Genomic DNA, 24,336 nt, shown 5'->3' on the forward strand with positions numbered 1-24,336 from the left:
CATGGCACTGCACATCGGCAGCATCCTGGCCGGGCGGTACGAGATCACCGCCCCCATCGCCACCGGCGGCATGGGTGAGGTCTGGCAGGCCACCGACCGCACCCTGGGCCGCACGGTCGCGGCCAAGGTGCTCAAGAGCGAGTACACCGGCGACCGCAACTTCCTCGAGCGCTTCCGCAACGAGGCCCGGCACACCGCCGGGCTGACCCACGCCAACATCGCCTCGGTCTACGACTACGGCGAGATCCAGGACGACGACGGCCGCACGCTGGCCTTCCTGGTCATGGAGTACGTGGAGGGCGAGCCGCTGGTCGCGATCCTCGACCGCGAGATCACCCTGTCCCCCGAGCGCACCCTCGACGTCCTGGCCCAGGCCGGCGAGGGCCTGTCCGCCGCCCACCGGGCCGGTGTGGTGCACCGCGACATCAAGCCGGGCAACCTCATGGTCCGGCCCGACGGCGTCGTGAAGCTGACCGACTTCGGCATCGCCTGGGCCCGCGACGCCGCCCCGCTGACCCGCACCGGCATGGTGGTGGGCACCGCCCAGTACCTGTCCCCCGAGCAGGCGCAGGGCTTCCAGGTCACCGCCGCCTCCGACGTCTACTCCCTCGGGGTGCTCGGCTACGAGTGCCTGGCCGGCAACCGCCCGTTCGACGGCGACTCGCAGGTGGCCATCGCGCTGGCCCAGATCAACCGGCCCCCGCCCCCGCTGCCGGCCGCCGTCCCCGCGCCGGTGCGGGCGCTGGTCGAGAAGGCGCTGGCCAAGGACCCCGCCGCCCGGTTCGCCGACGGCGGCGCCTTCGCCGAGGCCGCGCGCCGGGTGGCTGCCGGCGGGCCGGGCCCCGAGACGGCGGCCACCACCGCCTTCATCCCCGCCGTGGGCGGTGGCAGCACGCAGATGATCGGCGCCGCGGGCGCCGCCGCCGCGACCACCGGGCCGGCGACCGCTCCGCGCGCCATGCCCCCGCTGCAGGGCCCCCCGGTCGACGACCAGGTCGACAGCTGGGACGACGACGAGCCGCGGCGCCGGTCGCCGTGGCCGTGGGTGGCGGCCGCGGCCGTCGTGCTGCTGGTGCTCGGCGCCGTGCTCGCCTTCACCCTGCTGGGCGGTGGCGACGACGAGGGCTCCCCGGGGACGACGACGACCCCGGCCACCACCACCTCCGCGCCCCCGACCACGAGTGCGGCCACCACGACGCAGGAGAGCTCGGCGGAGCAGACCACCGAGGAGTCGCAGGAGCAGACGACGGAGCCGGAGGAGACCACGCAGGCTCCGCCCCCGGCGACCACCACGCAGGCACCCACGACGACCCGGACCACGACGACGTCGTCCTCGACGTCCTCGGCCCCCACCACGACGGCGGCCACGACGACCACCGAACCTCCACCCGCCGGCGGGGAGACCCCTCCGTGACCACCCCCAGCACGTCCCCGGTCCGCCCGACCGGATCGCCTACGCTGCCTGGTGGCCCGGGGACCCCGGCCGCCGCCCGAGAGGACCGTCGATGACCACCCCGCAGGTGCTCGGTGAGCGCTACGAGATCGGTGGTGTCCTCGGCCGCGGCGGGATGGCCGAGGTGCACCGCGGCCGCGACCTCCGGCTGGGCCGCGAGGTCGCCGTCAAGGTGCTGCGCTCGGACCTCGCCCGCGACCCGTCCTTCCAGGTCCGCTTCCGCCGCGAGGCGCAGGCCTCGGCGTCGCTGAACCACCCGGCGATCGTGGCGGTCTACGACACCGGCGAGGACCGCACCACCACCGGCGCCACCCCGTACATCGTCATGGAGTACATCGAGGGCGAGACGCTGCGCGACGTGCTGCGCCGCGAGGGCCGCATCGAGTCCGACCGCGCCATGTCCCTCACCGCCGACATCTGCGCCGCGCTGGACTTCAGCCACCGCAACGGCATCGTGCACCGCGACGTGAAGCCCGGCAACGTCATGATCACCCCGCAGGGCACCGTGAAGGTGATGGACTTCGGCATCGCCCGGGCGGTCTCCGACTCCGCGGCCACCATGACCTCCACCGCCGCGGTCATCGGCACCGCGCAGTACCTCTCGCCCGAGCAGGCCCGCGGCGAGGGCGTCGACGCCCGCTCCGACGTCTACTCGGCCGGCTGCCTGCTCTACGAGCTCGTCACCGGTGCCCCGCCGTTCACCGGCGACTCCCCCGTGGCGGTGGCCTACCAGCACGTGCGCGAGGACCCCCGCACGCCGTCCTCGATCAACCCCGACGTCCCGGCCGAGCTCGACGCCATCCTGCTCAAGGCGATGAGCAAGAACCCGGCCAACCGCTACCAGTCCGCCGCCGAGATGCGCAGCGACCTGCTGCGCGCGGTCGCCGGCCAGCGGGTCGAGGCCACCCCGGTCATGGGCGACGCCGAGCGCACCTCCTACCTCGGCGCCGGCGGCGGTTACCCGGGTCAGGACGACCACTGGGACGCCGACGACGAGGCCGCCGCCAAGCGGCGCAGGCGCGGCATCATCGCCCTGGTCGTGGCCGGCGTGGTCGTGCTCGCGGGGCTGATCACCCTGCTCGTGGTGCTCAACAGCGGCGGCGGCGGCACGGACACCCCCGCCGCCCCCACCACGGCCACCGTGCAGGTGCCGAACCTGGTGAACCAGACGCAGGCGGCCGCCGAGGCGGCGCTCACCCAGCAGGGCCTCGAGCTGGGCACGGTCACCCCCCAGGCCAGCCCCACCGTCGCCGAGGGCTCGGTCATCAGCAGCGACCCCGCCGCCGGCCAGAGCGTCGACGAGGGAACCGCGGTGAACCTCGTGGTCAGCGCCGGACCGGACACCGTGGCCATCCCCAACGTCGTGGGCCTCAGCGAGGCCGCGGCGCGCTCCAACCTGAACAACCAGGGCTTCGAGCGGATCAACACCAACCAGGTCGCCTCCACCGAGCCGGCCGGCCAGGTGGTCGCCGTCGACCCCGGCGAGGGCACCCAGGCCAACCCCGAGACCCAGGTCATCACGCTCAGCATCTCGACCGGCAGCGCGCCGATCCCCGACGTGCGCGGTCAGACCTTCGACCAGGCGCGGGCCACCCTGCAGGCCGCCGGCTTCGCCGTCGTCACCCAGCAGAACGCCGAGAGCAACGAGGTCGCCCAGGGCCAGGCCATCGGCACCGAGCCCGCCGCTGGCCAGCTGGCCACCGCCGACGAGCAGATCGTGGTCCTCATCGCCGTCCCGGTCCCGACCCAGACCACGGCGACGTCGGCGCCCACCACCACCGCGACACCCACCACCGGCACGGGTGTCCCGATCCCGAGCATCCCCAACAACTGAGCGGTCGGGGGGCCGGCCCCCGACCGCTCAGCCGACCGCGGTGAGCAGGCGCTTCGCGGCGGCCGAGGCGGACTCGACCAGGGCCGGGTCGGGGGCCAGGCCGCACCGGCCCAGCCAGGTGGCCAGCAGCTGGTGACCGCCCTCGGTGAGCACCGACTCGGGGTGGAACTGCACCCCCTCGATCGGCAGCTCGCGGTGCCGCAGGGCCATGACGATCCCCGACGGTGTGCGACCGGTGACCTCGAGCTCGGCCGGCATGGTCGAGGCCTCGACGGCCAGCGAGTGGTAGCGGGTCGCGGTGAACGGGGAGGGCAGGTCGGCCAGCACCCCGACCCCGTCGTGCACCACCTGGCTGGTCTTGCCGTGCAGCAGCTCGGGCGCCCGGACGACGTCCCCCCCGAAGGCCTCGGCGATCGCCTGGTGGCCCAGGCAGACCCCCAGGACGGGGACGCCCGCCTCGGCGGCGGCCCGCACCATCGGCACGGTCACCCCGGCGTCGGTCGGGGTCCCGGGGCCCGGCGAGAGCAGCACGCCCGCGACATCCAGATCGCCGAGCTCGTCGACGGTCACCGCGTCGTTGCGGCGGACCACGCTGGGGACGCCGAGCTGGCCCAGGTACTGGACCAGGTTGTAGACGAAGCTGTCGAAGTTGTCGACGACCAGCACCCGCGCGTCCGTGCCCATGGTTCGCTCGCTCACCGGTCCACCGTCACGTCGTTGAAGGGCAGCTTCGGCTCGACCCACGGGAAGACGACGAACAGCAGCAGGGCGCACACGGCCAGCACGAGCACCAGCGCCTGCACGCTCTTCACCGCCGTCCCGCCGGGGAGGTGCCGCCAGATCCAGGTGTACATCAGCCCTCGCTCAGCGCCGGCGGCCCGTCGGGGGCGTCGGCCTTCGGGATCGGGTCGCCGTCCAGCACCGCGTGCACGATGAGCCGCTCGCGGGCGGAGAACTTCGGGTGGCAGGTGGTCAGCGTCAGGTACGCCCCGCTGGCCGGGCCGTCGAGGGCCCCGTTCGGGGTCGGGGCGATGACCGACACGTCGGTGGGCAGCACGATCTGCTGGGCCGGGATGCCGCTGGGGTCGTCCTCGGCCAGCACCCGGTAGACGTACCAGGTGTCCTCGGTCTCGATGACGATCGGGTCGCCGGACTGCAGCTGGTCCAGGTCGAGGAAGGGCGAGCCCTTGCCCACCCGGTGGCCGGCGAGGGCGAAGTTGCCCTGCTCGCCGGGCATCGCGGAGTCGACGTAGTGGCCCGGGCCCTCGACCAGCTCCTGCTCGTCGGTGCCCTCGAGGATCACCTTGACGTAGTCGGGACCGAACCGCGGGATCCGGATGAAGGCGAACCCCTCGCCCAGGGGCACCTCGGAGATGCCGCCGCCGGGGAGCGTGGGCACGGTGGGGTCGTCGGACCCGGTGTCCCAGTCCGCCCGCAGGTCCTGCGACAGGGCGTCCTGCTTGCGGTCGCTGGTCAGGTCGGTGATCCAGACCTCGTAGACCACGAACAGCAGGACGACGAGACCGGCGGTGACCAGCAGCTGACCGACCCCGCGCACCCCGGTGCGGACCAGGTCACCGCGGGTGCGGGTGCGGCGGGGGGCGGCGTCGTCGGTGGTGCCGGGGTCGTCGGTGGTGCCGGGGTCGCCCTGGTCGTCCGGGTCCACGGGCTCGTCGTGCGCCGGGGCGGCCAGCGGCTCCCGGGGGACATCGGGCACCCGGGCCTGCCGGACGGTGGCGTCGGCCCCGACCGGCTGGGGCAGCTGGGGGTCGGCCGGTTCCTCGGGGGCGTGCCGGCCGCGCCGGGGGCGCCCGGCGTCCTCGTCGTCCATGGTCCCTCCCCGCCCGGCAGCAGGTCTCAGCCGGCGGCCGAGGCGTACTGCAGGTCCAGCGCGCCATCGTAGGCGGGCAGGTCGACCTGGGAGGAGTCCTGCACGCGGTAGGTGAGACCGAACCGGTCCACCGCCTGCTGCAGCGCCGCCACCTCGCGGGACTCGCCCAACCGGTCGCGCATCGCGTCGGCGTCGCCGACGGCCGTGACCACGAAGGGCGGGGAGTAGGTGCGGCCCTGGAGCAGCAGCACGTTGCCCACGCAGCGGACGGCGCTGGTGGCGATCAACCGCTGGCCCATGATGGCCACGCCGTCGGCTCCCGCGGCCCACAGCGCGTTGACCACGCCCTGCACGTCGGACTGGTGGATGACCAGGTCGTCGACGTTGGCCCCGCGGGGCAGCGTGCCGCTGTCGGTCTCCGGGGCGTCGTCCAGGGTGACCTCGAGCCCGGCCCCGCTGACGGCGGTGAACCCGGCGGAGGCCTCCTCGGCCGCACCGGCGGCCGCCGCCGCGGCCACGGCCCCGTTGCGACCGGCCTCGGCCGCGGTGAGGGCCTCGGAGCGGTCCTGCAGCTGGCCGAGCTGGGCCTCCTGCGCGTCGTTGTCGGCGGTGAGCTGCCGGATCAGCTGCGACAGCTCGGTGACGTCGCCGGCCCGCAGATCCGTGCCCCGTGCGGTCTGCCCGGACGTGGCGAACAGCATCCCGGCCGCGAGCGCGACCACCGGGACCAGGGCGTCCCACGCGGTCCGCCGGCGGCGTGCCCTGGCTCTGCGCACGGGACCTCCCGGGGACGACGACGGCGCGCGGTGCGGGCCGTCGGCCCACGTCACGTCCCCCGCAGCTTAGGCTGGGGGCGATCCGGACCGGCCACGACGGCCGTTCCCCCGTCCGGTCAGCCGGGTCCGACCGCAGGTCGGGGGCGGCGAGCCGGCGCTCATCGAGCTCGAGGAGTCCTCGCGGTGCCCAAGTCCAAGGTGCGCAAGAAGTCGGTGTACACCCCGCCGGAGGGGGTGCTGCCCTCCAGCGCCACCCGGGCGCGCGCCGCGCAGCCCAGCCCCCGCTGGTACGCCCCCCTGATGATCGCGCTGATGCTGGTCGGGCTGATCTGGATCGTCGTCTACTACGTGGCCGGCGACAAGATCCCGTTCATGGTCTCGCTGTCGGCGTGGAACTTCGCGATCGGCTTCGGCGCCATGGTCGCCGGGCTGGTCATGAGCATGCGCTGGCGCTGAGCGCCCTCAGTCGTCCAGCTGGGGCCGCTCGGCCTCGATCGAGGGCTGGTCGTCGAACAGCGCGGGCAGGAAGCGCAGCATGAGCGTCGACCAGACGAGGTGGGTCAGCACCGGCGCCTGGATCCCCCCGGTGATCCTGCGCTGCCACCCGAACAGGGCGCCCATCACCACCGAGGCCAGGACCAGCGCCGGGTTGCGGGTCGCCGTCGTGGCCAGCGCGTAGACCGCGGTGGACTTCGCGACCGGGTGGGTCGTGCCGGCCGCGGCGTAGAGCGCCCCCCGGAAGAAGACCTCCTCGGCCATGCCGTTGGCCAGCGTGGTGGTGGCGACCAGCGCCGGGTTGCCCTGGTGGGCGTAGCGCAGCACCCGGGTGACCGCGGCGTTGAGGACCGGGATCCGGCGGGCCACCAGAGCAGCGCTGTAGAACACCCCGAAGATGCCGACCCCGGTGACGACCGGTGTGATCACCGGTCGGTGCAGCACCTCCTTCGAGGACCGCATCCACCCCAGGTGGAGCGGACCCGAGGCGATGCCGCCGGCGACCCACGTGCCGGCGACGGCCATCGTCAGGCCGTAGAACTCCTTGGAGTCCGGCTTCTGGGACAGCGAGACCCCCAGCAGCCCGGCCCCGAGCACCGAGACCCCGGCGGTGACCCGCCTGCGGCGCCGGAAGGCCTGGTCGGACTCGCGGTGGTCGCGGGGTACCGGGTCGATCAGCCAGGGCGGTGCGTGGCGGGCCAGGGCCGCCACGGTGCGGTCCAGCGGCCCGCTGGCCCGCCGTCGGCTCACGAGCGCGCGCCCCGGGCCAGCAGACCGCCGTGCCGGGGGCTGTCGCCGGCGGCCTCCCGGCGCTCGGCGGCACGTTCGCCCAGCGCGGTGAGCACCGCCTGGTCGTAGCCCATCGGCTCGAACGGGACCACCTGCCGGATGCTGTCGTCCTTCACGACCACCTCGTTGGTCATCGAGTCGATCAGCGACTTGCCGGTCTGCAGGTCGACGTCGGTCACCAGGGACAGCCAGCGGGCCGACAGCTGCGGGGTCAGGAACGGCACGGGGACGACGAACATGTGGCGGCCCTGGATCTCGGCCACCCGGGTCATCATCTCCAGGTACTCCAGGACGTCGGGGCCGCCGACCTCGAACACCCGCCCCTCGGCCTCGGGGGCCTCCAGCACACCCACCAGGTACCGGACGACGTCGGCGACGGCGATCGGCTGGGTCCGGGTGTGCACCCAGCGCGGGGTGATCATGGCCGGCAGGTGGGCGACCAGCTGCCGGGTCAGCTCCCAGGACACCCCGCCGTGGCCCACGACGATGCCGGCGCGCAGCACGGTCACCGGCACCCCGCCCTCGCCCAGCAGCTGCTCGACCTCGCGGCGGCTGCGCAGGTGGTCGGAGAGGTCGTCGGCGTCCTCGCCCAGCCCGCCCAGGTAGATGATCCGGCGCACCCCGGCGTCGGCGGCGGCGCGACCGAACGACCGGGCAGCCGCGGCGTCCTCCTGCACGAAGTCGGCGTCGCCCAGGCTGTGCACCAGGTAGTAGGCGGCGTCGCAGCCCTCCAGCGCACTCCGCAGCGACGCCTCGTCGGAGACGTCGCCGGCGACCGCCTCCCCGGCGCCGCGGTACTTCTCCGGACGCCGGGTCATCGCCCGCACCCGGTGCCCCTCCTCGACCAGGGCCGGCGCCAGCCGACCACCCACGAACCCGGACGCTCCAGTCACCAGAACCTGCACACGTCCAGCGTCGCGGTTGCCGGCCGGCACCGCAGTCCGAGTGCGACGAACCGGTCCGGTCGGTGTCGAGATGTCGACCACGTCCGCGGTCCCGACGTGTGCACAGGCCGACGACCTGATCCACAACGCCGATGACCGACCACCCCCAGGTTTGTCCACCGCGTGTGGAGGGAGCCGAGCCGCGCACCCGCCTCCGACCTGCACCGTTGTCCTCCGTGTGACGGATGGGGCAGCAGGTCCACCCGCGTAACTACATCCCTGTTCTTCTGTCCCCACCTGTGCACACAGGTGTGGACGAATCGACTCCAGGACCGTGACCACCCCGTCCGGGGGTCGGTCACCGGGCGTGTCCGGAGCGTGATCACGCATGGTGAGGACGACGAACGTCCAGGTCGGACGGCGCGTCCCGGGGTCGGCACCCCGCCCTGTGGACAACCGGGTGCGCGCTGTGGAGGGACCGCCTGGGAGGCTGGCCCCGTGCAGTGGTCCACCCGACGCGCCGAGACGCTCGCGGCCGGCGCCGTGGCGGTCCTCCTGGGGGCCGGGGCACTCCTGGTCGACCAGCTCGGGCGGGTGCTCGTCGGCGCCGCCGCCCTGCTGCTGCTCGGGGTCGTCGTCCGGGACCTGGTCCTGCGACCGCGGCTGCGGGCGGACGAGGGGCAGGTCGTCGTCCGATCCCTGACCGGCACCACGGTCATCCCCCGCGACCGCCTGCTGTCCCGGGTCCGCACCGCGCGGCGGCTCGGGCTGCGCACCACCACCCTCGAGCTCGAGGACACCGCCGACGACACCGTGCTGGTGGTGCTCGGCCGCCGGGACCTCGGCGCCGACCCGGCGCAGGTGGGCGCCGAGGTCCTGGGCCACCGTCCCGGCCAGCCGGGACCGGGCCGGCGCAGACCGGGCTAGCGCAGACCGCCGAAGGTCAGCACGAGGAGCACGGCGACGACCACGGCGACCCCGGCGACGGCCAGGGCACGGCGGCGGCCGGCCCACAGCAGGACGGCGGCGGTGACCGCACCGGCCACCAGACCGCCGAGGTGGCCCAGCAGCGAGACACCGGGCAGGAAGCTGATCACCAGGTTGATGGCCAGCAGCGTGAGCAGACCTCGGAGGTCCTGCTTCTGCTTGACCAGGACGACGCCGAACGCGCCGAGCAGGCCGTAGATGGCGCCCGAGGCACCGACGACGCCGCCCAGGTAGCTGCCGAACAGCTGGAGCGAGGCAGCGCCGCCGAGGGCGGCGACCAGGTAGACGGTGAGGTAGCGACCCTTGCCCAGCAGCCGTTCGAGCTCGGAGCCGAACAGCAGCAGGGCCAGCATGTTCAGCGCGAGGTGCACGATGCTGGCGTGGGTGAAGGCGCTGGTCAGCACCCGCCACCACTCGCCCTGGTCGATCAGCACCGGGGCGGTGAGCAGCTGGCCGGTCAGCGGGGAGTTGAACGAGCTGATCGGGTTGCCGCCGGAGAGCAGGGCGGCGACCGCCGTGGCGATGCCGACGGCGACGTTGAGCGCGACCAGCACGAGGGTGACCGGGCCCCACCGCCGGCCGGCGACCCGCACACCGGTGGAGCGCTTGGGCGCCCGGACGGTGCGCCGGGCCTCGGCGAGCTCCTCGGGGCACTGGAAGCCGACCGAGGCGGGGTTCATGCACTCCGGGCAGATCGGCCGACCGCAGCGGACGCAGGAGATGCGGGTGGGCCGGTCGGGGTGCCGGTAGCAGGTGGTGGCCGGGGGCGCGGGCTGACCCGCACCCCCGGGTCCGTCGGTGGTGCTCAGCTGCGCTGCACCTCGACCGAGGTGATCACGACGTCCTCGAGGGGCTTGTCGCCGCGCGCGGTCGGGACCTTGCCGATGGTGTCGACGACCTTGCGGGACTCGTCGTCGGCGACCTCGCCGAAGATCGTGTGCTTGTTGTTCAGGTGCGGGGTGTTGGTCGTGGTGATGAAGAACTGCGAGCCGTTGGTGCCCGGGCCGGCGTTGGCCATGGCCAGCAGGTAGGGCTTGGAGAACTGCAGGTCGGGGTGGAACTCGTCGCCGAACCGGTAGCCGGGGCCGCCGGTGCCCTGACCGAGCGGGTCGCCGCCCTGGATCATGAAGCCGTCGATGACCCGGTGGAAGATCGTGCCGTCGTAGAGCTTGTCGGTGGTCTTGGCCCGGGTGCGGGGGTCCACCCACTCGCGGCTGCCCTCGGCGAGCTCGGCGAAGTTGGCGACGGTCTTGGGGGCGTGGTCCGGGAACAGGTCCACGGTGATGTCGCCGTGGTTGGTGTGCAGGACTGCGCGCCGCGCAGGAGTCGATTCGGTCACGCGCTCCATCGTCCCACCTGCGGCGATGCGCTGCTCAGACGGCCCCGACGACGGCCTGCGCGATCTCCCGCGCCTGCAGGCTGGACTCCTGGTTCACCGTGACCACCACGACCAGGGTGCCGTCGGCGACGGCCAGCACCGTCTGGTCGGTGCCGACCGCGATCCCCCCGCCGTCGGCGATGTCGTCGACCGCCGTCCCCCCGATGCCGGCCACGCGCTCGACGGCGGCGGTGCGGGCGGCGATCGGGTCGGCGGCCTGGGTGATCTCGACGGTGAGCGCCGGTTCGCCGTCCGGCTTGGCGAACGTGCAGCCCGGCGGTGGCCCCCCGGGCACCCCGGTGGTGGTGACCGTGGGGGTCTTCTGGCCGACGACGTCCTCGACCTGCGCGGTGGCCAGGTAGGGGCAGTCCTGCTCGGTGGTGACCGGCTCGGCCGTGGTCGGGGCTGCCGTCGTGGTGGGGGCCGGCGCGCTGGTCGTGGTGGCCGCCGTCGTCGAGGCGGGGGGATCGACGGGCGGGGTGGGCGAGCTGCACGCGGCCAGCAGCACGCCGAGCGCGGGGAGCAGCAACCGTCGGGACACTGTGGAGACGAGGGGAATCGAACCCCTGACCCCCGCCTTGCAAAGGCGGTGCTCTACCAATTGAGCTACGTCCCCGAGGGGCGGTGCGGGCACCGCCACGGGTTCTAGCGCTGGGTGGTGCGGACGGCGTCGGGGCCGCTGGTGGCCTCGGCCCAGAGGTCCTGGTCGCCCTTGGCCGCCGTCCGCTTGCGGACGGCCAGCACGGCCCCGGCGGCCAGTGCCACCGCGGCGACCTTCTTCAGCACGGGGGTGCCTCCTCGCCGGACGACGTGCGTGGGTGGAGCTGGGCAGTGCACGGTGGGCCTGGGAGGACTTGAACCTCCGGCCTCATCCTTATCAGGGATGCGCTCTAACCGTCTGAGCTACAGGCCCGCGAACCTCGGAAACCATACCTGGACCCCGCGCGGCTCCGCCGCGCGGGGTCCTCGGCTCAGTCGCGCTCGGAGAGCGTGACCTCGAGACCGCCGACCAGGTCGGAGCACAGGTTGTAGATGAACGTGCCGACGGTGCACAGCGCCGTGAACAGCACGATGTTCACCGCACCGATCACCGCCGCGCCGCCGAAGACGATCCCGGGGGTGATCACGTCGGAGGGACCGGAGTCACCCGACGTCGAGCCCAGCTGGCCGATCAGGTCGTTCAGGGTGGAGAACACGCCCAGGCCGTTCAGCACGCCGTAGAGGACGCCGACGGCGACCATCCAGACGAAGAACAGCGCGATGGCCAGCACCAGCGAGATCTTCAGCGCCGACCAGGTGTCGATGTGCCGGAGCTGCAGGCGGGCCCGGCGGGGCCCCCGGCTGCCCGAGCCGCGGACCTTGCCCCCGGGGCGGTCGCCCTCGGACCCCTCGGAACCCCGCCCCTCGGCCGGCCGGCCGACGACCGACGGGGGCCGGTTGCCCGACTGCCGGGGGGCGCCTGCGGCGTCGCGGTTGGCCGGGCGGGCACCGGTCTGCGGCGCTCCCTGCCGGGCGGCGCCCACGGTGGCGGCCGGTGCTGCGGGTGCGGCGGGGCGCTGGCCCGCGGGACGGGCGGCCTGCTGCCCGGCCGGGCGGCCGGCCGACTGCGCGGGCTTCCCCGCCGGCTTGGCGGCGGGCTGGGTCGGCCCGGCCGGGGCCTGACCGGCGGGCGTGGCGGCCGGCGGCGTGCTGGCCGACGGCTGCTTGGCCGGCGACTGCTTGCCGGGGGTGGCTCCGCCCCAACCCGGTGCCGTGCCGGTGCCCTTCGCGCCGCCGACGGGCTGCCCACCGGAGGAGGAGCGTGCCGGCTCCTCGGGGGTGATCGCCGCGGTCTCGGGGTCGGCCGCCGCCGAGGAGTCCTCGGTGCGCACCGAGGACTGGGTCCGGTCGCTCATGCCGCTCTCCGTCCCGGGGTCGGTGTCCCGCCCCCGTCGCGCCCGGCCGCCACCCGGTCGGGCGGCGACCGCACATCGGTGGTCGCTCAGCCGTGCCCGGGGCGGACCCTGCGGTCCGTCCCGGTCGACGGCATTCGCCCCAGCCTAGGCGTCGGGGTGCGGCGTGCACCCGATCCACCTGCCCGGCACGCCGCGCACCCCGCCAGGGCAAGGTGCACGGCTTGCCGGACTCAGAGGGTCTGCTGGTCGCCCGTCTCGGGCTCCACGTCGTCCGTCGTCCGGGCGATGGCGACGATCGAGACGTCCTCGGGCAGGTTCATGAGCTTGACGCCCATGGTCGCGCGGTCCTTGTTGTGCCGGACGCCGTTGACCGGGGTGCGGATGACGCCACCGCTCGACGTGATGGCGTACAGCTCGTCGCCCAGCACGACCGACAGCGCACCGACCAGCACGCCCTTGCGGGACTTCGGGTCGGCGGTGAGCACGCCCTTGCCGCCGCGGTTCTGCTCCGGGTAGTTCTCGATCCCGGTCCGCTTGGCGTAGCCGCCCTCGGTGGCGACCAGGACGTCGACACCCTCGGTCACCACGATCATCGACAGCAGCTGGTCGTCGTCGGCCAGGGAGATGCCGCGCACCCCCTCGGTCGCCCGGCCCATGGGGCGCAGCTGGGCGTCGTCGGCCTTGAAGCAGATGCTCATGGCCTTGCGGGTGACCAGCAGCAGGTTCTGCTCGGGGTCGATCAGCGCCGCCCCGACCAGCTCGTCGCCGTCGCGCAGGTTGATCGCGATGACGCCACCGCTGCGCGGGGAGTCGAAGTCGGTCAGCCGGGTCTTCTTGACCTGGCCGTTGGCCGTGGCCAGCACCAGGTACGGGGCGACCGCGTAGTCCTTGATCTGGATGACCTGGGCGATCTTCTCGTCGGGCTGGAAGGCCAGGATGTTGGCCACGTGGGCGCCGCGCGCGGTGCGGGCGGCCTCGGGCAGCTCGTAGGCCTTGGCCCGGTAGACCCGGCCCTTGTTGGTGAAGAACAGGATCCAGTCGTGGGTCGACCCCACGAAGAACTGCTGGATCAGGTCGTCCTGCTTGAGGGTGGCCCCCATGACGCCCTTGCCGCCGCGCCGCTGCGAGCGGTAGAGGTCGGCCTTGGTGCGCTTGGCGTAGCCGGTGCGGGTGATCGTGACGACCACCTGCTCCTCGGCGATGAGGTCCTCCATCGACACGTCGCCGTCGTGCGCGACGAACTGGGTGCGGCGGTCGTCGCCGTACTTGTCGACGATCTCCTTGAGCTCGTCGCGGACGATCTGCCGCTGCCGCTCCGGGGACTCCAGGATGGCCTGCAGGTCGGCGATGATCGCTTCGATCTCGGCCAGCTCGTCGAGGATGCGCTGGCGCTCCAGCGCCGCCAGGCGACGCAGCTGGAGGTCCAGGATCGACAGCGCCTGGATCTCGTCGACGTCCAGCAGCTCCATCAGCCCGGTGCGCGCGGTCTCGGCGGACTCGCTGGCGCGGATGAGGGCGATGACGGCGTCGAGCTGGTCCAGGGCCTTGGCCCAGCCGCGCAGGATGTGGGCGCGCTCCTCGGCCTTGCGCAGGCGGTAGCGCGTGCGGCGCTGGATGACCTCGATCTGGTGGATCACCCAGTACCGGACCAGCTCGTCCAGCCGCAGCGTGCGGGGCACCCCGTCGACGATGGAGAGCATGTTGCAGCCGAAGGAGGTCTGCAGCTGGGTGTGCTTGTAGAGGTTGTTCAGCACCACCTTGGCCACGGCGTCGCGGCGCAGGGTGATGACCAGTCGCCGGCCGACGCGGTCGGAGGACTCGTCGGCGATCTCGGAGATGCCCTGCAGCCGGCCGTCCTTGACCTGCTCGGCGATGTTCTCGGCCAGGTTGTCCGGGTTGACCTGGTAGGGCAGCTCGGTGACCACCAGCTGCACCCGGCCCCGGGAGTCCTCCTCGACGGCGACGACGGCACGCATGCGCACCGCGCCGCGACCGGTGCGGTAGGCGTCCTCGATGCCGTCGCGGCCGACGATCAGGCCGTGGGTCGGGAAGTCCGGGCCCTTGACCCGCTCCATGCACGCGGTGAGGGCCTCCTCGGCGGGGGCCTCGGGGTGGTCGAGCATCCAGAAGACGGCCTCGGCCACCTCGCGCAGGTTGTGCGGGGGCATGTTGGTCGCCATGCCGACGGCGATGCCGGCCGAGCCGTTGACCAGCAGGTTGGGGAACCGGCCGGGCAGGACCAGCGGCTCGGTCTTGGTGCCGTCGTAGTTGCCCTGGAAGTCGACGGTCTCCTCGGTGATGTCCCGCAGCATCTCCATGGCCAGCGGGGTCAGCCGGGCCTCGGTGTACCGCATGGCCGCGGCCGGGTCGTTGCCCGGCGAGCCGAAGTTGCCCTGCCCGTCGATCAGCGGGTAGCGCATCGACCAGGGCTGGGCCAGCCGCACCAGGGCGTCGTAGATCGCGGTGTCGCCGTGCGGGTGGTAGTTGCCCATCACCTCGCCGACGACGCGGGCGCACTTCACCGTGGCCCGGTCGGGGCGGAAGCCCTGGTCGTACATGGCGTACAGCACGCGGCGGTGCACCGGCTTGAGGCCGTCGCGCACCTCGGGGAGCGCGCGGCCCACGATCACGCTCATCGCGTAGTCGATGTAGCTGCGCTGCATCTCCTGCTGGAGGTCGACCGGTTCGATGCGGTCGGTGGTGGGGCTCTCCGTCACGGTTCAGTTCTCCACAGGTCAGTGCACAGCGGTGGACAAAACCCCAGGTCGACATGGGGTTGGGACGACGTCCGAGTGGCGGGCAGATGGACGATGGGTTACCGCGTCGTCCACCGGGGCCCGGATCAGCCCGGATCGCCCCGCTACACGTCCAGGAAGCGGACGTCCTTGGCGTTGCGGGTGATGAAGGACCGGCGGGCCTCGACGTCCTCACCCATGAGGACGCTGAAGATCTCGTCGGCGGCCGCGGCGTCGTCCAGGGTCACCTGGCGCAGGATGCGGGTGTCGGGGTCCATGGTGGTCTCCCACAGCTCCTTGGCGTCCATCTCGCCCAGACCCTTGAAGCGCTGGATGCCCTCATCCTTGGGGATCTTGCGACCGGCCTCGGCACCGGCCTTGACCAGCGCGTCGCGCTCGCGGTCGGAGTAGGCGTACTCGATGCCGACCTTGCCGCCCCACTTGATCTTGTACAGCGGAGGTGCGGCCAGGTAGACGTGCCCGGCCTCGACCAGCGGTCGCATGAAGCGGAACAGCAGGGTCAGCAGCAGCGTGGTGATGTGCTGGCCGTCGACGTCGGCGTCGGCCATCAGGATGATCTTGTGGTACCGGAGCTTCACGATGTCGAACTCGTCGTGGATGCCGGTGCCGAAGGCGGTGATCATCGACTGGACCTCGGTGTTCTTCAGCACCCGGTCGATGCGCGCCTTCTCGACGTTGATGATCTTGCCTCGGATGGGCAGGATCGCCTGGAACATCGAGTCGCGGCCGGACTTGGCCGAACCGCCGGCCGAGTCGCCCTCGACGATGTAGACCTCGCTGCGGGCGGGGTCGGTGGAGCGGCAGTCGCTCAGCTTGCCGGGCAGGCCCGAGACGGTGAGCAGGCTCTTGCGGGCGAGCTTGCGGGCGTCCTGCGCCGCGCGGCGGGCACGGGCGGCCGAGCTGGCCTTGGTGATGATGGTCTTCGCCTCGGCCGGGTTGGCCTCGAACCAGTGGCCGATCTGCTCGTTGCAGACCCGCTGCACGAAGCCCTTCACCTCGGTGTTGCCCAACTTGGTCTTCGTCTGGCCCTCGAACTGGGGGTCGCCGAGCTTGACCGACACGATGGCGGCCAGGCCCTCGCGGATGTCCTCGCCGGAGAGCTTGTCCTCGGGCTTGTCCTTGAGGATCTTCTTCTCGACGGCGTACCGGTTCACGATCGAGGTGAGCGCCGCGCGGAAGCCCTCCTCGTGGGTGCCGCCCTCGTGGGTGTTGATGATGTTGGCGAAGGTGTGCACCGACTCGGAGTAGGACTCCGACCACTGCATCGCGACCTCGAGGCTCATCGCGGTGTCGTTCTTGCCGACGCCGTCGGCCGAGAAGCTGATGATCGACTTGTGGATCGGGCTGCGCTTGGCGTTGACGTGCTGGACGTAGTCCGACAGCCCGTTGTCGTACCGGTAGGTGACCTCGGTGGCCGTGAACGGCTTGTCGTCGTCGGCCGCGGGCTCGGCCTCGCCGATCAGCAGCTCGTCGGCGGCGGCCTCGGCGGCGACCTGGGTGCGGCGCTCGTCGCGCAGGATGATCGTCAGGCCCTTGTTGAGGAAGGCCATCTCCTGCAGGCGGCGGCGGATCGTCTCGTAGTTGTAGACCGTGGTCTCGAAGATCGACGGGTCGGCCCAGAAGGTGATCGCGGTGCCGCGCTTGGTGGTCTTGCCGACCGTCTCGAGCGGGCCGGGCACGGTGTCGGTGTAGTGCTGGAAGTACTCGGTGCCGTCGCGCCAGATGTTGACGTCCAGGGTGGTGGACAGGGCGTTGACCACCGTGACGCCGACGCCGTGCAGACCGCCGGAGACCCCGTAGCTCTTGCCGTCGAACTTGCCGCCGGCGTGCAGGATCGTGAGCACGACCTCGACGGTCGGGCGCTTCTGCACCGGGTGCTCGTCGACCGGGATGCCGCGGCCGTTGTCCTCGACCCGGACCCCGCCGTCGTCGAGCAGGGTGACCCGGACCGTGTCGCAGAAGCCGGCCAGCGACTCGTCGACGGCGTTGTCCACGACCTCCCACACCATGTGGTGCAGGCCGCGCTCGCCGGTGGAGCCGATGTACATGCCCGGGCGCTTGCGGACCGCCTCGAGCCCCTCGAGGACGGTGATCGAGCTACCGGAGTAGGAGTTCTGCTCGGCAGGCTTGCCGGATCCAGCCACGTGGGGCCCTTCTTCTCGCGCAAGACCACCGGCGCCCGGGAGGCTCAGGACGACGCTCAGCGGGCTGCTGGCGGTACGACCCCTCGATCGTACCGGGTCCCGACGACAGAACCGCGCCGTCCACGCCCTGACGTCACCCCTGCCGCACCAGAAGAGGTCCGACCACCACCGGTGTTGGCCCGGCCGACGAAACTCAGTTCCTCGGCCCCGTGGGGTGCTCGCCGCTCAGCGCCTCCGGGTCCATCCGCACGGTGGTCCCCGTCCTCCGGTTCACCGCGACGGTCACCACCCAGAGGACGACGCCGATCGCGAGCAGCACCCCGGCGATCTGGTACTGCACGGTGGGCCGGCCGGCGAAGGGCGTGGCCAGGTACGCGCAGGCCAGGGCGCCGACAACCGGCAGGAACGTCGGGGTGCGGAAGTGGTCGGCGTCGACGCGGTCGCGGCGCAGCACCAGGACGGCCACGTTGACCACCGCGAACACGACCAGCAGCAGCAGCGCCGTCGTCCCCCCGAGGTCGGGCACCGCGCCGACGAAGGTGATCAGCCCGAACGCCAGGGCGGTGGTGAACAGGATGGCGGTGACCGGGGTGCGCCGACGCGGCCCCACCCGGCCCAGCAGCGGGGGCAGGACGCCCTCGCGGCTCATGCCGTAGACCAGCCGGCTGGCCATCAGCATGTTGATCAGCGCGGAGTTGGCGACGGCGAACATCGTGATGACGCCGAACAGGGCCAGCGGGAAACCGGGGGCGCCGGCCTGCACGACCTGCAGCAGCGGGGTGTCGCCGACCGACAGCTCGTCGGCGGGCACCAGCGCGATCGCCGAGATCGACACCAGCACGTAGATGACCCCGGTGAGCGCGAGCCCGGTGAGCAGCACCTTGGGGAAGATCCGGCGGGGTTCCTTGCACTCCTCGGCCATGTTGACCGAGTCCTCGAAGCCGACCATCGCGAAGAAGGCCAGGCCGGTGGCGGCGATCACCCCGCCGACCAGGCTCTGGTCGCCGGTGTCGACCTGGGTGACCCGGGACAGGTCGCCCTCGCCGAGCCCGAGCGCCCAGGCACCGACCCCGATCACGATGAGCAGGCCGGTCAGCTCCACGCAGGTGAGCACCACGTTGGCCTTGACGCTCTCGCCGACCCCGCGCAGGTTCACCATCGCGACCAGGCCCATGAAGCCCAGGCCGATCAGGGTGATGCCGATGCCCTCGCCCAGGTCGAGCCCGAACACCTGCGCCGCGTTCGCGCTGAACGCCCGGGCCGCCGTCGAGGCCGACGTGATGCCCGAGCTCATGACCGCGAAGGCGACGATGAACGTCAGGAAGTGCACCCCGAACGCCTTGTGCGTGTACAGCGCGGCACCGGCCGCCCGGGGGTACTTGGTGACCAGCTCCAGGTAGCTGAACGCGGTGACCAGCGCGACCGCGAACGCCAGCGCGAACGGCGCCCAGACGATGCCGCCCACCTGGGCCGCCACCTGGCCGGTCAGCGCGTAGATACCGGTGCCCAGCACGTCGCCGACGATGAACAGCAGCAGGAGGCCGGGCCCCATCACCCGCTTGAGCTCCGGCTGGGCGGTCTGCTCGGTGGTGGCCATCGGGTGCACCTCTCGCCGGGGTCGGTGCCGGAGAGCGTGGCCCTGCCCCGGTCGGCCCGCCACTCGGGGCGCGTTCCACGTGGAACCACCGGAGACTGGCCCGATGCGGGTCCTGGTCACCGGAGCGTCCGGGCACGTCGGCGGGGCCCTGGTGCCGGCCCTCCTCGCCGCCGGCCACGAGGTCGCCGTCCTCACCCGGGACGCCGGGCGGCTCGCCGACCGCCCCTGGCTGCCCGACGTGCGGGTGGTCGTCGGGGACGCCGGGGACGACGACGCCCTCGCCCGCGCCTGCGCCGGGGTCGACCTCGCCTACTGGCTGGTGCACGCCCTCGACGCCGGACCCGGCTTCGCCGCCACCGACCGCGCCCACGCCCGCGGCCTCGCGCGGGCCGCCCGCCGGGCCGGGGTCTCCCGCCTGGTCTACCTGGGCGGGCCGCGCCCGGTCGACGAACCGCTGTCGGACCACCTGCGCTCCCGCGAGGAGGTCGGCGCGCTGCTGCTGGCCTCCGGCGTGCCGACGGCGGTGCTGCGCGCGGCGATCGTGGTCGGCGCCGGGTCGGCGAGCTTCGAGATGCTGCGGCACGTCACGGAGCGGGTGACCGTGCTGCCCGCCCCGGCCTGGGTGCGCACCCGGGTGCAGCCGGTCGCGCTGCGCGACGTCGTCACCGCGCTGGTCGGGTGCACCGGCCTGCCGGCCGACGTCAACCGGGCCTTCGCCGTCGCCGGGCCCGACGTCATGACCTACGCCGACCTGGTGCGGCGCTACGCGGCCGTCGCCGGGCTCGGCCGCCGGTGGTTCCTCCCGGTGCCCGTCGGGAACCCGGCGCTGGCCGCCCTGGGCATCGACCTGCTCACCCCGGTGTCCCGGCAGCTGGCCCGCTCGCTGGTGGAGTCGCTGGCCAACACGGTGGTCGCCGGCGAGGACGACCTGGCGCAGCTGATCGGGTCACCCCCGCGGCTGGGGTTCGAGGCCGCCGTCCGGGAGGCCCTGCACCCGAGCGGCGGGGGTCAAACCAGCAGCTGAGCCGTCGCGAGCTCGCGGTAGAGCGGGTCGGTCTCGACCAGTTCGTCGTGGGTGCCGACGGCGACCACGCGGCCGCCCTCCAGGACCACGATCTGGTCGGAGTCGCGCACGGTCGAGAGCCGGTGCGCGACCACCAGCAGCGCCCGGTCCTGCGCCGCGGTCGCAAGCGTCTGCCGCAGCAGGGTCTCGTTGCGGGCGTCCAGGCTGGCGGTGGGCTCGTCCAGCAGCAGCAACGCCGGTCGGGCCAGCAGCGACCGCGCGATGGCCAGCCGCTGCCGCTCGCCGCCGGACAGCAGCACGCCGTCGTCGCCGACCAGCACGTCCAGCCCCAGGTCGGAGCGGGCCACCACCGGGGTCAGCCCGACGTCCTCGAGCACCTGCCACAGCGCCGGTTCCGGCGTCTCGGGGGCGGCCAGCAGCAGGTTCTCGCGGATGGTGCCGGCCAGCACCGGCGCCTCCTGCTCGACGTAGCCCATCCGGGCCCGCAGCAGCGAGCGCGGCAGGTCCAGCACGTCGGTGCCGGCCCACCGGATGCTGCCCCCGCTGAGCGGGTAGAAGCCCTCGACCAGCGCGAGCAGCGTCGACTTGCCCGCGCCCGAGGGCCCGACCAGTGCCGTCCGGGTCCCGGCGGGGACCGAGAACGAGACGTCGTGCAGCACCCGGGTGCCGTCCGGGTAGTCGAAGTCCACCCCGCGCAGCTCGAGCAGCGGGACGGGGTCGCCGGACGCGGGCAGCCGGGGGGCGGTGGTCGTGCCGGGGCGGGCGGGCCGGTCGTCGTCCTCGGGGGTGAGGGCGAGCACCTCCTGCACCCGGGCCAGGGCACCCAGCCCGGTCTGCAGCTCGGTGTAGGCCCGGATCACCTGGCCCAGCGGCTGGATCAGCAGGAACAGGTAGAGGATGAACGCGATCAGGTCCGAGATGCCGATGGCGCCGCTGGCCACCCGGTAGCCGCCGACGCCGAGCACCGCCAGGAACGCGCCCTGGATCGCGATGCCGCTGGCCGGGGCCACCAGCGCCTGCAGCCGGGCGACGGCGACCCCGGCCCGGAAGGCCTTCTCCGCCGAGCCGCCCACCGTGTCGACCTCGCGGGCGGTGGCCCCGCTGGCCCGGATCGTGCGGACGGCGGACAGCGCCCGCTCGACCGACGCGCTCATCGCACCGACCTGCTCCTGGGCCTGCCGGGACAGCACCCGCACCCGCCGGGCCGCGGCGATCGCGGTGGCCACGCCGATCGAGACCGAGGCCAGCGTGACCAGCAGCAGCCACCCGTCGACCAGCGCCATCGCGATGAGCGCGCCGATGCCCAGCACCAGCGAGCCACCGACCTCGACGACCCCGCTGGTGACCGTGGCGCGCAGCAGCGTGGTGTCCGAGCCGACCCGGCTCATCAGGTCCCCGGTGCGGCGCCGGTCGTACTCCGCGACCGGCAGCCTCAGCAGCCGGTCGGCCAGCGTGCGCCGGGTGGTGAGCACGACGCCCTCGGCGGTGCGCTGCAGCAGGTACTGCTGGCCGGCGCCGAGCACCGCCGCCGCGACCAGGACGACGACCAGCGTGGCCACCCCGGGCAGCAGCGCACCGCCGGAGCCGACGGCGTCGACCACCCGGGAGACCAGCAGCGGCTGGGCGAGGGCGGCCGCGGCCGACACCAGCGACAGCACCGCGGCCGCGACCAGCGCCCGGCGGTGCGGGCGGAGCAGCGGGAGCAGCTCGCGCAGGCCCGCGCCCTGCTGGGGGGTCTGCTGGGGGGTCTGCGTCAGCGGGTCATCGCCCGGCGCCGAGGGCGGCGGTGACCGCGGCCAGGATGCGGGCGTGGTGCTCGACCAGCAGCGGGCGGTGGCCGTCGGGCCGGATCGCGGCCACGAAGCCGACCGCCGACCAGAGCTCGTCGCCGTCGTCGGAGCCCAGCAGGGCCTGCCGGACGACGGGGTCCTCGACCACCCGGCGCAGCTGCGGGGAGTCCTCGGCGGCCAGCAGCACCCAGCGGGTGTCGAACTCGGGGTCGCCGCTGGGGATCTGCAGCAGCCCGCCGGTGCCGTGCCGCCAGAAGCGGGCCGGGGTCAGCCGGAAGCCGGGCAGCTGGCCGAGCACCGGAGCCGCCGTGACGGCGTGGGTGGCCACCCAGCCGCGGCCGTAGGGCGACACGATGTCGAACGCGACGAGGTCCAGGCCGTCGGCGCGGCCGCGCAGCACGTTGCTGGGCACCTCCGACGTCGCCGGGCGGACCGGCGCCGACCGGGTGAGCTCGACCAGCAGCTCGTCCTCCTTGCCGGTGCCGTCCGACGCCGTCCAGCCGTAGGCCTGGCCCCACGCCGCGAGGTCACCCGCGCCGCCGCCCTTGGGCTGGAAGGCCTGCTGCACCTCCGACAGCTTGCGGGGGCCGCGGCCGAACAGGCCGCCCAGCAGACCGCCGCGCTTCTCCTCCTGCGGCGGGGCCTGCGGGGTGTCCCAGGGCTGGGGCTGGGGCTGGGGCTGGTCCCAGCCCTGCTGGCGGGCCGGGGGCGGGGTGGCCTCCCAGTCCTGCTGCGGGGCCGGCGGGGGCACCGGCGGCTGGGCGGGTCGGTCGGGTGCGGCGTCGGGCAGCGACCAGCCCGGCGGTTCCCAGGCCCGGTCGGCCGGCCGCTCCGGTGCCGCACCGGGGGGCGGGGTCGAGCCCTCGCCGAGGTGGGCGGGCTCGGACCACCCGCGCTGGTCCTCGGGGCGGTCGTCGAAGCCCTCGGAGCCGTCGCCGTTGCGGGGGGTGCTCATCTGCTGCTCTCTCTCGGTGGGTCGGGGGTGCGGCGGGTCAGCCGTAGGTGTCGCGCGGGCCGCGCCCGCGGACGGTGCGCGGACCCTTCTTCCAGCTGGGTGCCGTCGGACCGACAACGCGCAACCGGGTCACGACGTCCCCGCCCACCTGGTTGTGCAGCTTGCCCAGGATCGTCGGTGCCATCATGCGCAGCTGGGTCGCCCAGGCGGTGGACTCGGCGACCACGGTCAGCTCGCCCTCGCTGAGCGACTGCGGCGCGCAGTGCGCGGCGATGTCGGCGCCGACCAGGGAGTCCCAGCGGCCGAACACCGAGCCCACCTTCGTCCGCTCGCTCCAGTCCTCGGCGGTGACCAGGGAGTCGACCAGCGAGCTCAGCGTCTGCGGGTCGTCGGCGCCCGGGTGCGCCCCGCTCCAGGACCGCTTCGGCCCGGCGACCCGGCGCCGGGTGAGCCGGGGGCGGGCGGCCGAGGCGGCCCGGGCGGCGTCCAGCGCGGCCCGGGCGATGTCGCTGGGTCGGGCCGGGCGCTCGCCGGGCTGGTCAGCCATGCGACCCAGCGTCCTCCACCGCGCCGGGCAGCGGGACCCCGACCGGCTCGGTCTCCGGCGGGAGCACCGTCGCCGTCCCGTCGGCCACCTGAACCCGGGTCGCCCGCAGGGCCACCGGCACGTCCTCGGCCACCGCAGCGGTGATCAGGCACTGCTCGGCGGTGCCCGCCACCTCGGCCAGGGCGGTGCGCCGGCCGGCGTCGAGCTCGGCGAACACGTCGTCGAGCACCAGCACCGGCTCCTCGCCGTCGGCGCGCAGCAGCGCGAAGCAGGCCAGCTTCAGCGCGAGGGCGAACGACCACGACTCGCCGTGGCTGGCGTAGCCCTTCGCCGGGGCCGGGCCCAGGTGCAGCACCAGGTCGTCGCGGTGCGGACCGACCAGGGTGACCCCGCGGTCGACCTCCTCCTTGCGGCGCTCCTCGACCCGGCGGGCCAGCGCCGCGGTCAGGTCGGCCGCGCTGGGCACCCCGATGCCGGGCAGGAACGCCGTGCCGTCACCGGCCAGCGGCACCGTGCTGGTGTAGCCGAGCCGGGCCCGGTCGGCACCCTCGCCGGCCACGCCCTCGTAGGCGGCGGAGACGTGCGGGTCGAGGTCGGCGGCCAGCTGCAGCCGGGCGGCCAGCAGCTGACCACCCAGGTCGGCGAGGTGGCCGTCCCACACCTCGAGCGTGGCCAGCGCGTTTCCCCGCGCCAGCTTCGCCGTCTTCAGCAAGGCGTTGCGCTGCTTGAGCACCCGGTCGTAGTCCGACCGGACGCCGGCCAGCCGCGGGGTGCGGCTGACCAGCAGGTCGTCCAGGAAGCGCCGGCGCTCGGTCGGGTCGCCCCGGACCAGCGCGAGGTCCTCGGGGGCGAAGAGCACCGTCTTGACCAGGCCCAGCAGCTCCCGCGGCCGGGGCAGCGGGGCGCGGTTGACCCGCACCCGGTTGGCCCGGCCGGGGTTGATCTCGACCTCGACCAGCAGCTCGCGGTCGTCCTTGCGCAGCGCCGCCCGCACGACCGCCTGCTCGGCCCCGTGCCGCACCAGCGGGTTGTCCGAGGACACCCGGTGGCTGCCCAGCGTCGCCAGGTAGCCGACCGCCTCGACCAGGTTGGTCTTGCCCTGGCCGTTGCGGCCGACGAAGACCGTCGGACCCGGCGTCAGCGCCAGGTCCACGGCCTCCCAGCTCCGGAACGACCCGAGCTGGAGATGTCTCACGTACAC

General features: G+C 73.6%; 23 protein-coding genes and 2 tRNA genes. 5 read left to right on the forward strand and 20 right to left on the reverse strand.

Annotated elements, in window-relative coordinates:
- Position 1: 1 nt before the first annotated feature.
- The gene (locus tag BLS67_RS17475; protein WP_091247538.1) at positions 2–1,414 is read left to right on the forward strand and encodes a serine/threonine-protein kinase; all 1,413 of its coding nucleotides are present in this window, start codon (positions 2–4) and stop codon (positions 1,412–1,414) included.
- Between the two features lie 91 nt (positions 1,415–1,505).
- A complete protein-coding gene (gene pknB / locus BLS67_RS17480; protein WP_091247540.1) occupies positions 1,506–3,287 on the forward strand; it encodes a Stk1 family PASTA domain-containing Ser/Thr kinase in 1,782 nt (593 codons plus the stop codon).
- Positions 3,288–3,314: 27 nt separating this feature from the next.
- On the opposite strand, the gene BLS67_RS17485 is transcribed toward pknB, so the two are convergent.
- The 4 genes from BLS67_RS17485 to BLS67_RS17500 are packed head-to-tail and all read right to left on the reverse strand — an operon-like array spanning position 3,315 to position 5,894.
- Positions 3,315–3,986 (reverse strand): aminodeoxychorismate/anthranilate synthase component II, encoded by a 672-nt coding sequence (locus tag BLS67_RS17485; protein WP_242654159.1) that lies wholly within the window; start codon positions 3,984–3,986, stop codon positions 3,315–3,317.
- Positions 3,983–4,141: a hypothetical protein gene (locus BLS67_RS23890; RefSeq protein ID WP_091247544.1), complete on the reverse strand. Its 159-nt coding sequence runs from the start codon at positions 4,139–4,141 to the stop codon at positions 3,983–3,985. The genes BLS67_RS17485 and BLS67_RS23890 overlap by 4 nt, the downstream gene beginning before the upstream one ends.
- Positions 4,141–5,118, reverse strand: coding sequence for a class E sortase (locus tag BLS67_RS17495; protein ID WP_091247546.1), 978 nt, complete (start codon positions 5,116–5,118; stop codon positions 4,141–4,143). The genes BLS67_RS23890 and BLS67_RS17495 overlap by 1 nt, the downstream gene beginning before the upstream one ends.
- A 26-nt stretch (positions 5,119–5,144) precedes the next feature.
- Complete coding sequence (locus BLS67_RS17500) at positions 5,145–5,894, reverse strand: DUF881 domain-containing protein (RefSeq protein ID WP_242654160.1); 750 nt, start codon at positions 5,892–5,894, stop codon at positions 5,145–5,147.
- A gap of 183 nt (positions 5,895–6,077) precedes the next feature.
- On the opposite strand from BLS67_RS17500, the gene crgA reads away from it, so the two are divergent.
- Positions 6,078–6,350, forward strand: coding sequence for a cell division protein CrgA (crgA, locus tag BLS67_RS17505; protein ID WP_091247548.1), 273 nt, complete (start codon positions 6,078–6,080; stop codon positions 6,348–6,350).
- A 6-nt stretch (positions 6,351–6,356) separates the two neighbouring features.
- Here the strand turns inward: crgA and BLS67_RS17510 are convergent, their stop codons facing one another.
- Entirely contained in the window at positions 6,357–7,139 is a 783-nt protein-coding gene (locus BLS67_RS17510; RefSeq protein ID WP_242654161.1) for a CPBP family intramembrane glutamic endopeptidase, read from the reverse strand.
- On the reverse strand, positions 7,136–8,071 hold the full coding sequence (locus BLS67_RS17515) for an NAD(P)H-binding protein (RefSeq protein WP_242654162.1): 936 nt from the start codon (positions 8,069–8,071) through the stop codon (positions 7,136–7,138). The genes BLS67_RS17510 and BLS67_RS17515 overlap by 4 nt, the downstream gene beginning before the upstream one ends.
- A gap of 489 nt (positions 8,072–8,560) precedes the next feature.
- Here BLS67_RS17515 and BLS67_RS17520 point away from each other — a divergent pair, with 489 nt between their 5' ends.
- Complete coding sequence (locus BLS67_RS17520; RefSeq protein ID WP_091247554.1) at positions 8,561–8,989, forward strand: PH domain-containing protein; 429 nt, start codon at positions 8,561–8,563, stop codon at positions 8,987–8,989.
- Here BLS67_RS17520 and BLS67_RS17525 read toward each other — a convergent pair.
- The 10 genes from BLS67_RS17525 to BLS67_RS17565 all read right to left on the reverse strand — a co-directional run bounded on the left by BLS67_RS17525 (position 8,986) and on the right by BLS67_RS17565 (position 18,819).
- Positions 8,986–9,729, reverse strand: coding sequence for a rhomboid family intramembrane serine protease (locus BLS67_RS17525; RefSeq protein ID WP_091247556.1), 744 nt, complete (start codon positions 9,727–9,729; stop codon positions 8,986–8,988). The two genes, BLS67_RS17520 and BLS67_RS17525, sit on opposite strands and share 4 nt — an antisense overlap.
- Positions 9,730–9,854: 125 nt before the next feature.
- Positions 9,855–10,388 (reverse strand): peptidylprolyl isomerase, encoded by a 534-nt coding sequence (locus tag BLS67_RS17530; RefSeq protein WP_091247703.1) that lies wholly within the window; start codon positions 10,386–10,388, stop codon positions 9,855–9,857.
- A 34-nt stretch (positions 10,389–10,422) separates the two neighbouring features.
- Positions 10,423–10,956: a DUF2020 domain-containing protein gene (locus BLS67_RS17535; RefSeq protein WP_165617641.1), complete on the reverse strand. Its 534-nt coding sequence runs from the start codon at positions 10,954–10,956 to the stop codon at positions 10,423–10,425.
- A 14-nt stretch (positions 10,957–10,970) separates the two neighbouring features.
- Positions 10,971–11,043, reverse strand: a tRNA-Ala gene (locus tag BLS67_RS17540).
- Between the two features lie 29 nt (positions 11,044–11,072).
- Positions 11,073–11,213, reverse strand: coding sequence for a DLW-39 family protein (locus BLS67_RS23895; RefSeq protein ID WP_165617642.1), 141 nt, complete (start codon positions 11,211–11,213; stop codon positions 11,073–11,075).
- Positions 11,214–11,266: 53 nt separating this feature from the next.
- Positions 11,267–11,340 (reverse strand) — tRNA-Ile (locus BLS67_RS17545).
- A 58-nt stretch (positions 11,341–11,398) separates the two neighbouring features.
- Positions 11,399–12,322: a DUF3566 domain-containing protein gene (locus BLS67_RS23510; RefSeq protein WP_131801777.1), complete on the reverse strand. Its 924-nt coding sequence runs from the start codon at positions 12,320–12,322 to the stop codon at positions 11,399–11,401.
- 230 nt (positions 12,323–12,552) lie between these two features.
- A complete protein-coding gene (gene gyrA / locus BLS67_RS17555) occupies positions 12,553–15,039 on the reverse strand; it encodes a DNA gyrase subunit A (RefSeq protein WP_091247560.1) in 2,487 nt (828 codons plus the stop codon).
- 143 nt (positions 15,040–15,182) lie between these two features.
- Positions 15,183–17,222: a DNA topoisomerase (ATP-hydrolyzing) subunit B gene (gyrB, locus tag BLS67_RS17560; protein ID WP_091247562.1), complete on the reverse strand. Its 2,040-nt coding sequence runs from the start codon at positions 17,220–17,222 to the stop codon at positions 15,183–15,185.
- Between the two features lie 193 nt (positions 17,223–17,415).
- Entirely contained in the window at positions 17,416–18,819 is a 1,404-nt protein-coding gene (locus BLS67_RS17565; RefSeq protein WP_091247564.1) for an APC family permease, read from the reverse strand.
- Between the two features lie 103 nt (positions 18,820–18,922).
- Between BLS67_RS17565 and BLS67_RS17570 the strand changes: the two genes are divergently transcribed.
- A complete protein-coding gene (locus tag BLS67_RS17570; RefSeq protein ID WP_165617643.1) occupies positions 18,923–19,843 on the forward strand; it encodes an NAD(P)H-binding protein in 921 nt (306 codons plus the stop codon).
- Here BLS67_RS17570 and BLS67_RS17575 read toward each other — a convergent pair.
- The 4 genes from BLS67_RS17575 to recF form a co-directional block, all read right to left on the reverse strand.
- Positions 19,828–21,501: an ABC transporter ATP-binding protein gene (locus tag BLS67_RS17575; protein ID WP_242654163.1), complete on the reverse strand. Its 1,674-nt coding sequence runs from the start codon at positions 21,499–21,501 to the stop codon at positions 19,828–19,830. The two genes, BLS67_RS17570 and BLS67_RS17575, sit on opposite strands and share 16 nt — an antisense overlap.
- Positions 21,502–21,604: 103 nt before the next feature.
- Positions 21,605–22,588 (reverse strand): hypothetical protein, encoded by a 984-nt coding sequence (locus tag BLS67_RS17580; RefSeq protein ID WP_091247571.1) that lies wholly within the window; start codon positions 22,586–22,588, stop codon positions 21,605–21,607.
- A 37-nt stretch (positions 22,589–22,625) separates the two neighbouring features.
- Positions 22,626–23,135, reverse strand: a complete 510-nt coding sequence (locus BLS67_RS17585; RefSeq protein ID WP_091247572.1) for a DciA family protein — start codon at positions 23,133–23,135, stop codon at positions 22,626–22,628.
- Positions 23,128–24,336, reverse strand: a complete 1,209-nt coding sequence (gene recF / locus BLS67_RS17590; protein ID WP_091247574.1) for a DNA replication/repair protein RecF — start codon at positions 24,334–24,336, stop codon at positions 23,128–23,130. Before recF ends, BLS67_RS17585 begins: the two co-directional genes overlap by 8 nt.

It is taken from the genome of Klenkia soli (assembly GCF_900103975.1).
GTDB classification, from domain to species: Bacteria; Actinomycetota; Actinomycetes; order Mycobacteriales; family Geodermatophilaceae; genus Klenkia; species Klenkia soli.

Excerpts from the sequence above, each read along its gene's own strand:
- BLS67_RS17475 (WP_091247538.1), top strand. The coding sequence starts at position 2 with ATGGCACTGCACATCGGCAGCATCCTGGCCGGGCGGTACGAGATCACC.
- pknB (WP_091247540.1), top strand. The coding sequence starts at position 1,506 with ATGACCACCCCGCAGGTGCTCGGTGAGCGCTACGAGATCGGTGGTGTC.
- BLS67_RS23890 (WP_091247544.1), bottom strand. The coding sequence starts at position 4,141 with ATGTACACCTGGATCTGGCGGCACCTCCCCGGCGGGACGGCGGTGAAG.
- BLS67_RS17495 (WP_091247546.1), bottom strand. The coding sequence starts at position 5,118 with ATGGACGACGAGGACGCCGGGCGCCCCCGGCGCGGCCGGCACGCCCCC.
- BLS67_RS17525 (WP_091247556.1), bottom strand. The coding sequence starts at position 9,729 with ATGAACCCCGCCTCGGTCGGCTTCCAGTGCCCCGAGGAGCTCGCCGAG.
- BLS67_RS23510 (WP_131801777.1), bottom strand. The coding sequence starts at position 12,322 with ATGAGCGACCGGACCCAGTCCTCGGTGCGCACCGAGGACTCCTCGGCG.
- BLS67_RS17565 (WP_091247564.1), bottom strand. The coding sequence starts at position 18,819 with ATGGCCACCACCGAGCAGACCGCCCAGCCGGAGCTCAAGCGGGTGATG.
- BLS67_RS17570 (WP_165617643.1), top strand. The coding sequence starts at position 18,923 with ATGCGGGTCCTGGTCACCGGAGCGTCCGGGCACGTCGGCGGGGCCCTG.
- BLS67_RS17580 (WP_091247571.1), bottom strand. The coding sequence starts at position 22,588 with ATGAGCACCCCCCGCAACGGCGACGGCTCCGAGGGCTTCGACGACCGC.
- BLS67_RS17585 (WP_091247572.1), bottom strand. The coding sequence starts at position 23,135 with ATGGCTGACCAGCCCGGCGAGCGCCCGGCCCGACCCAGCGACATCGCC.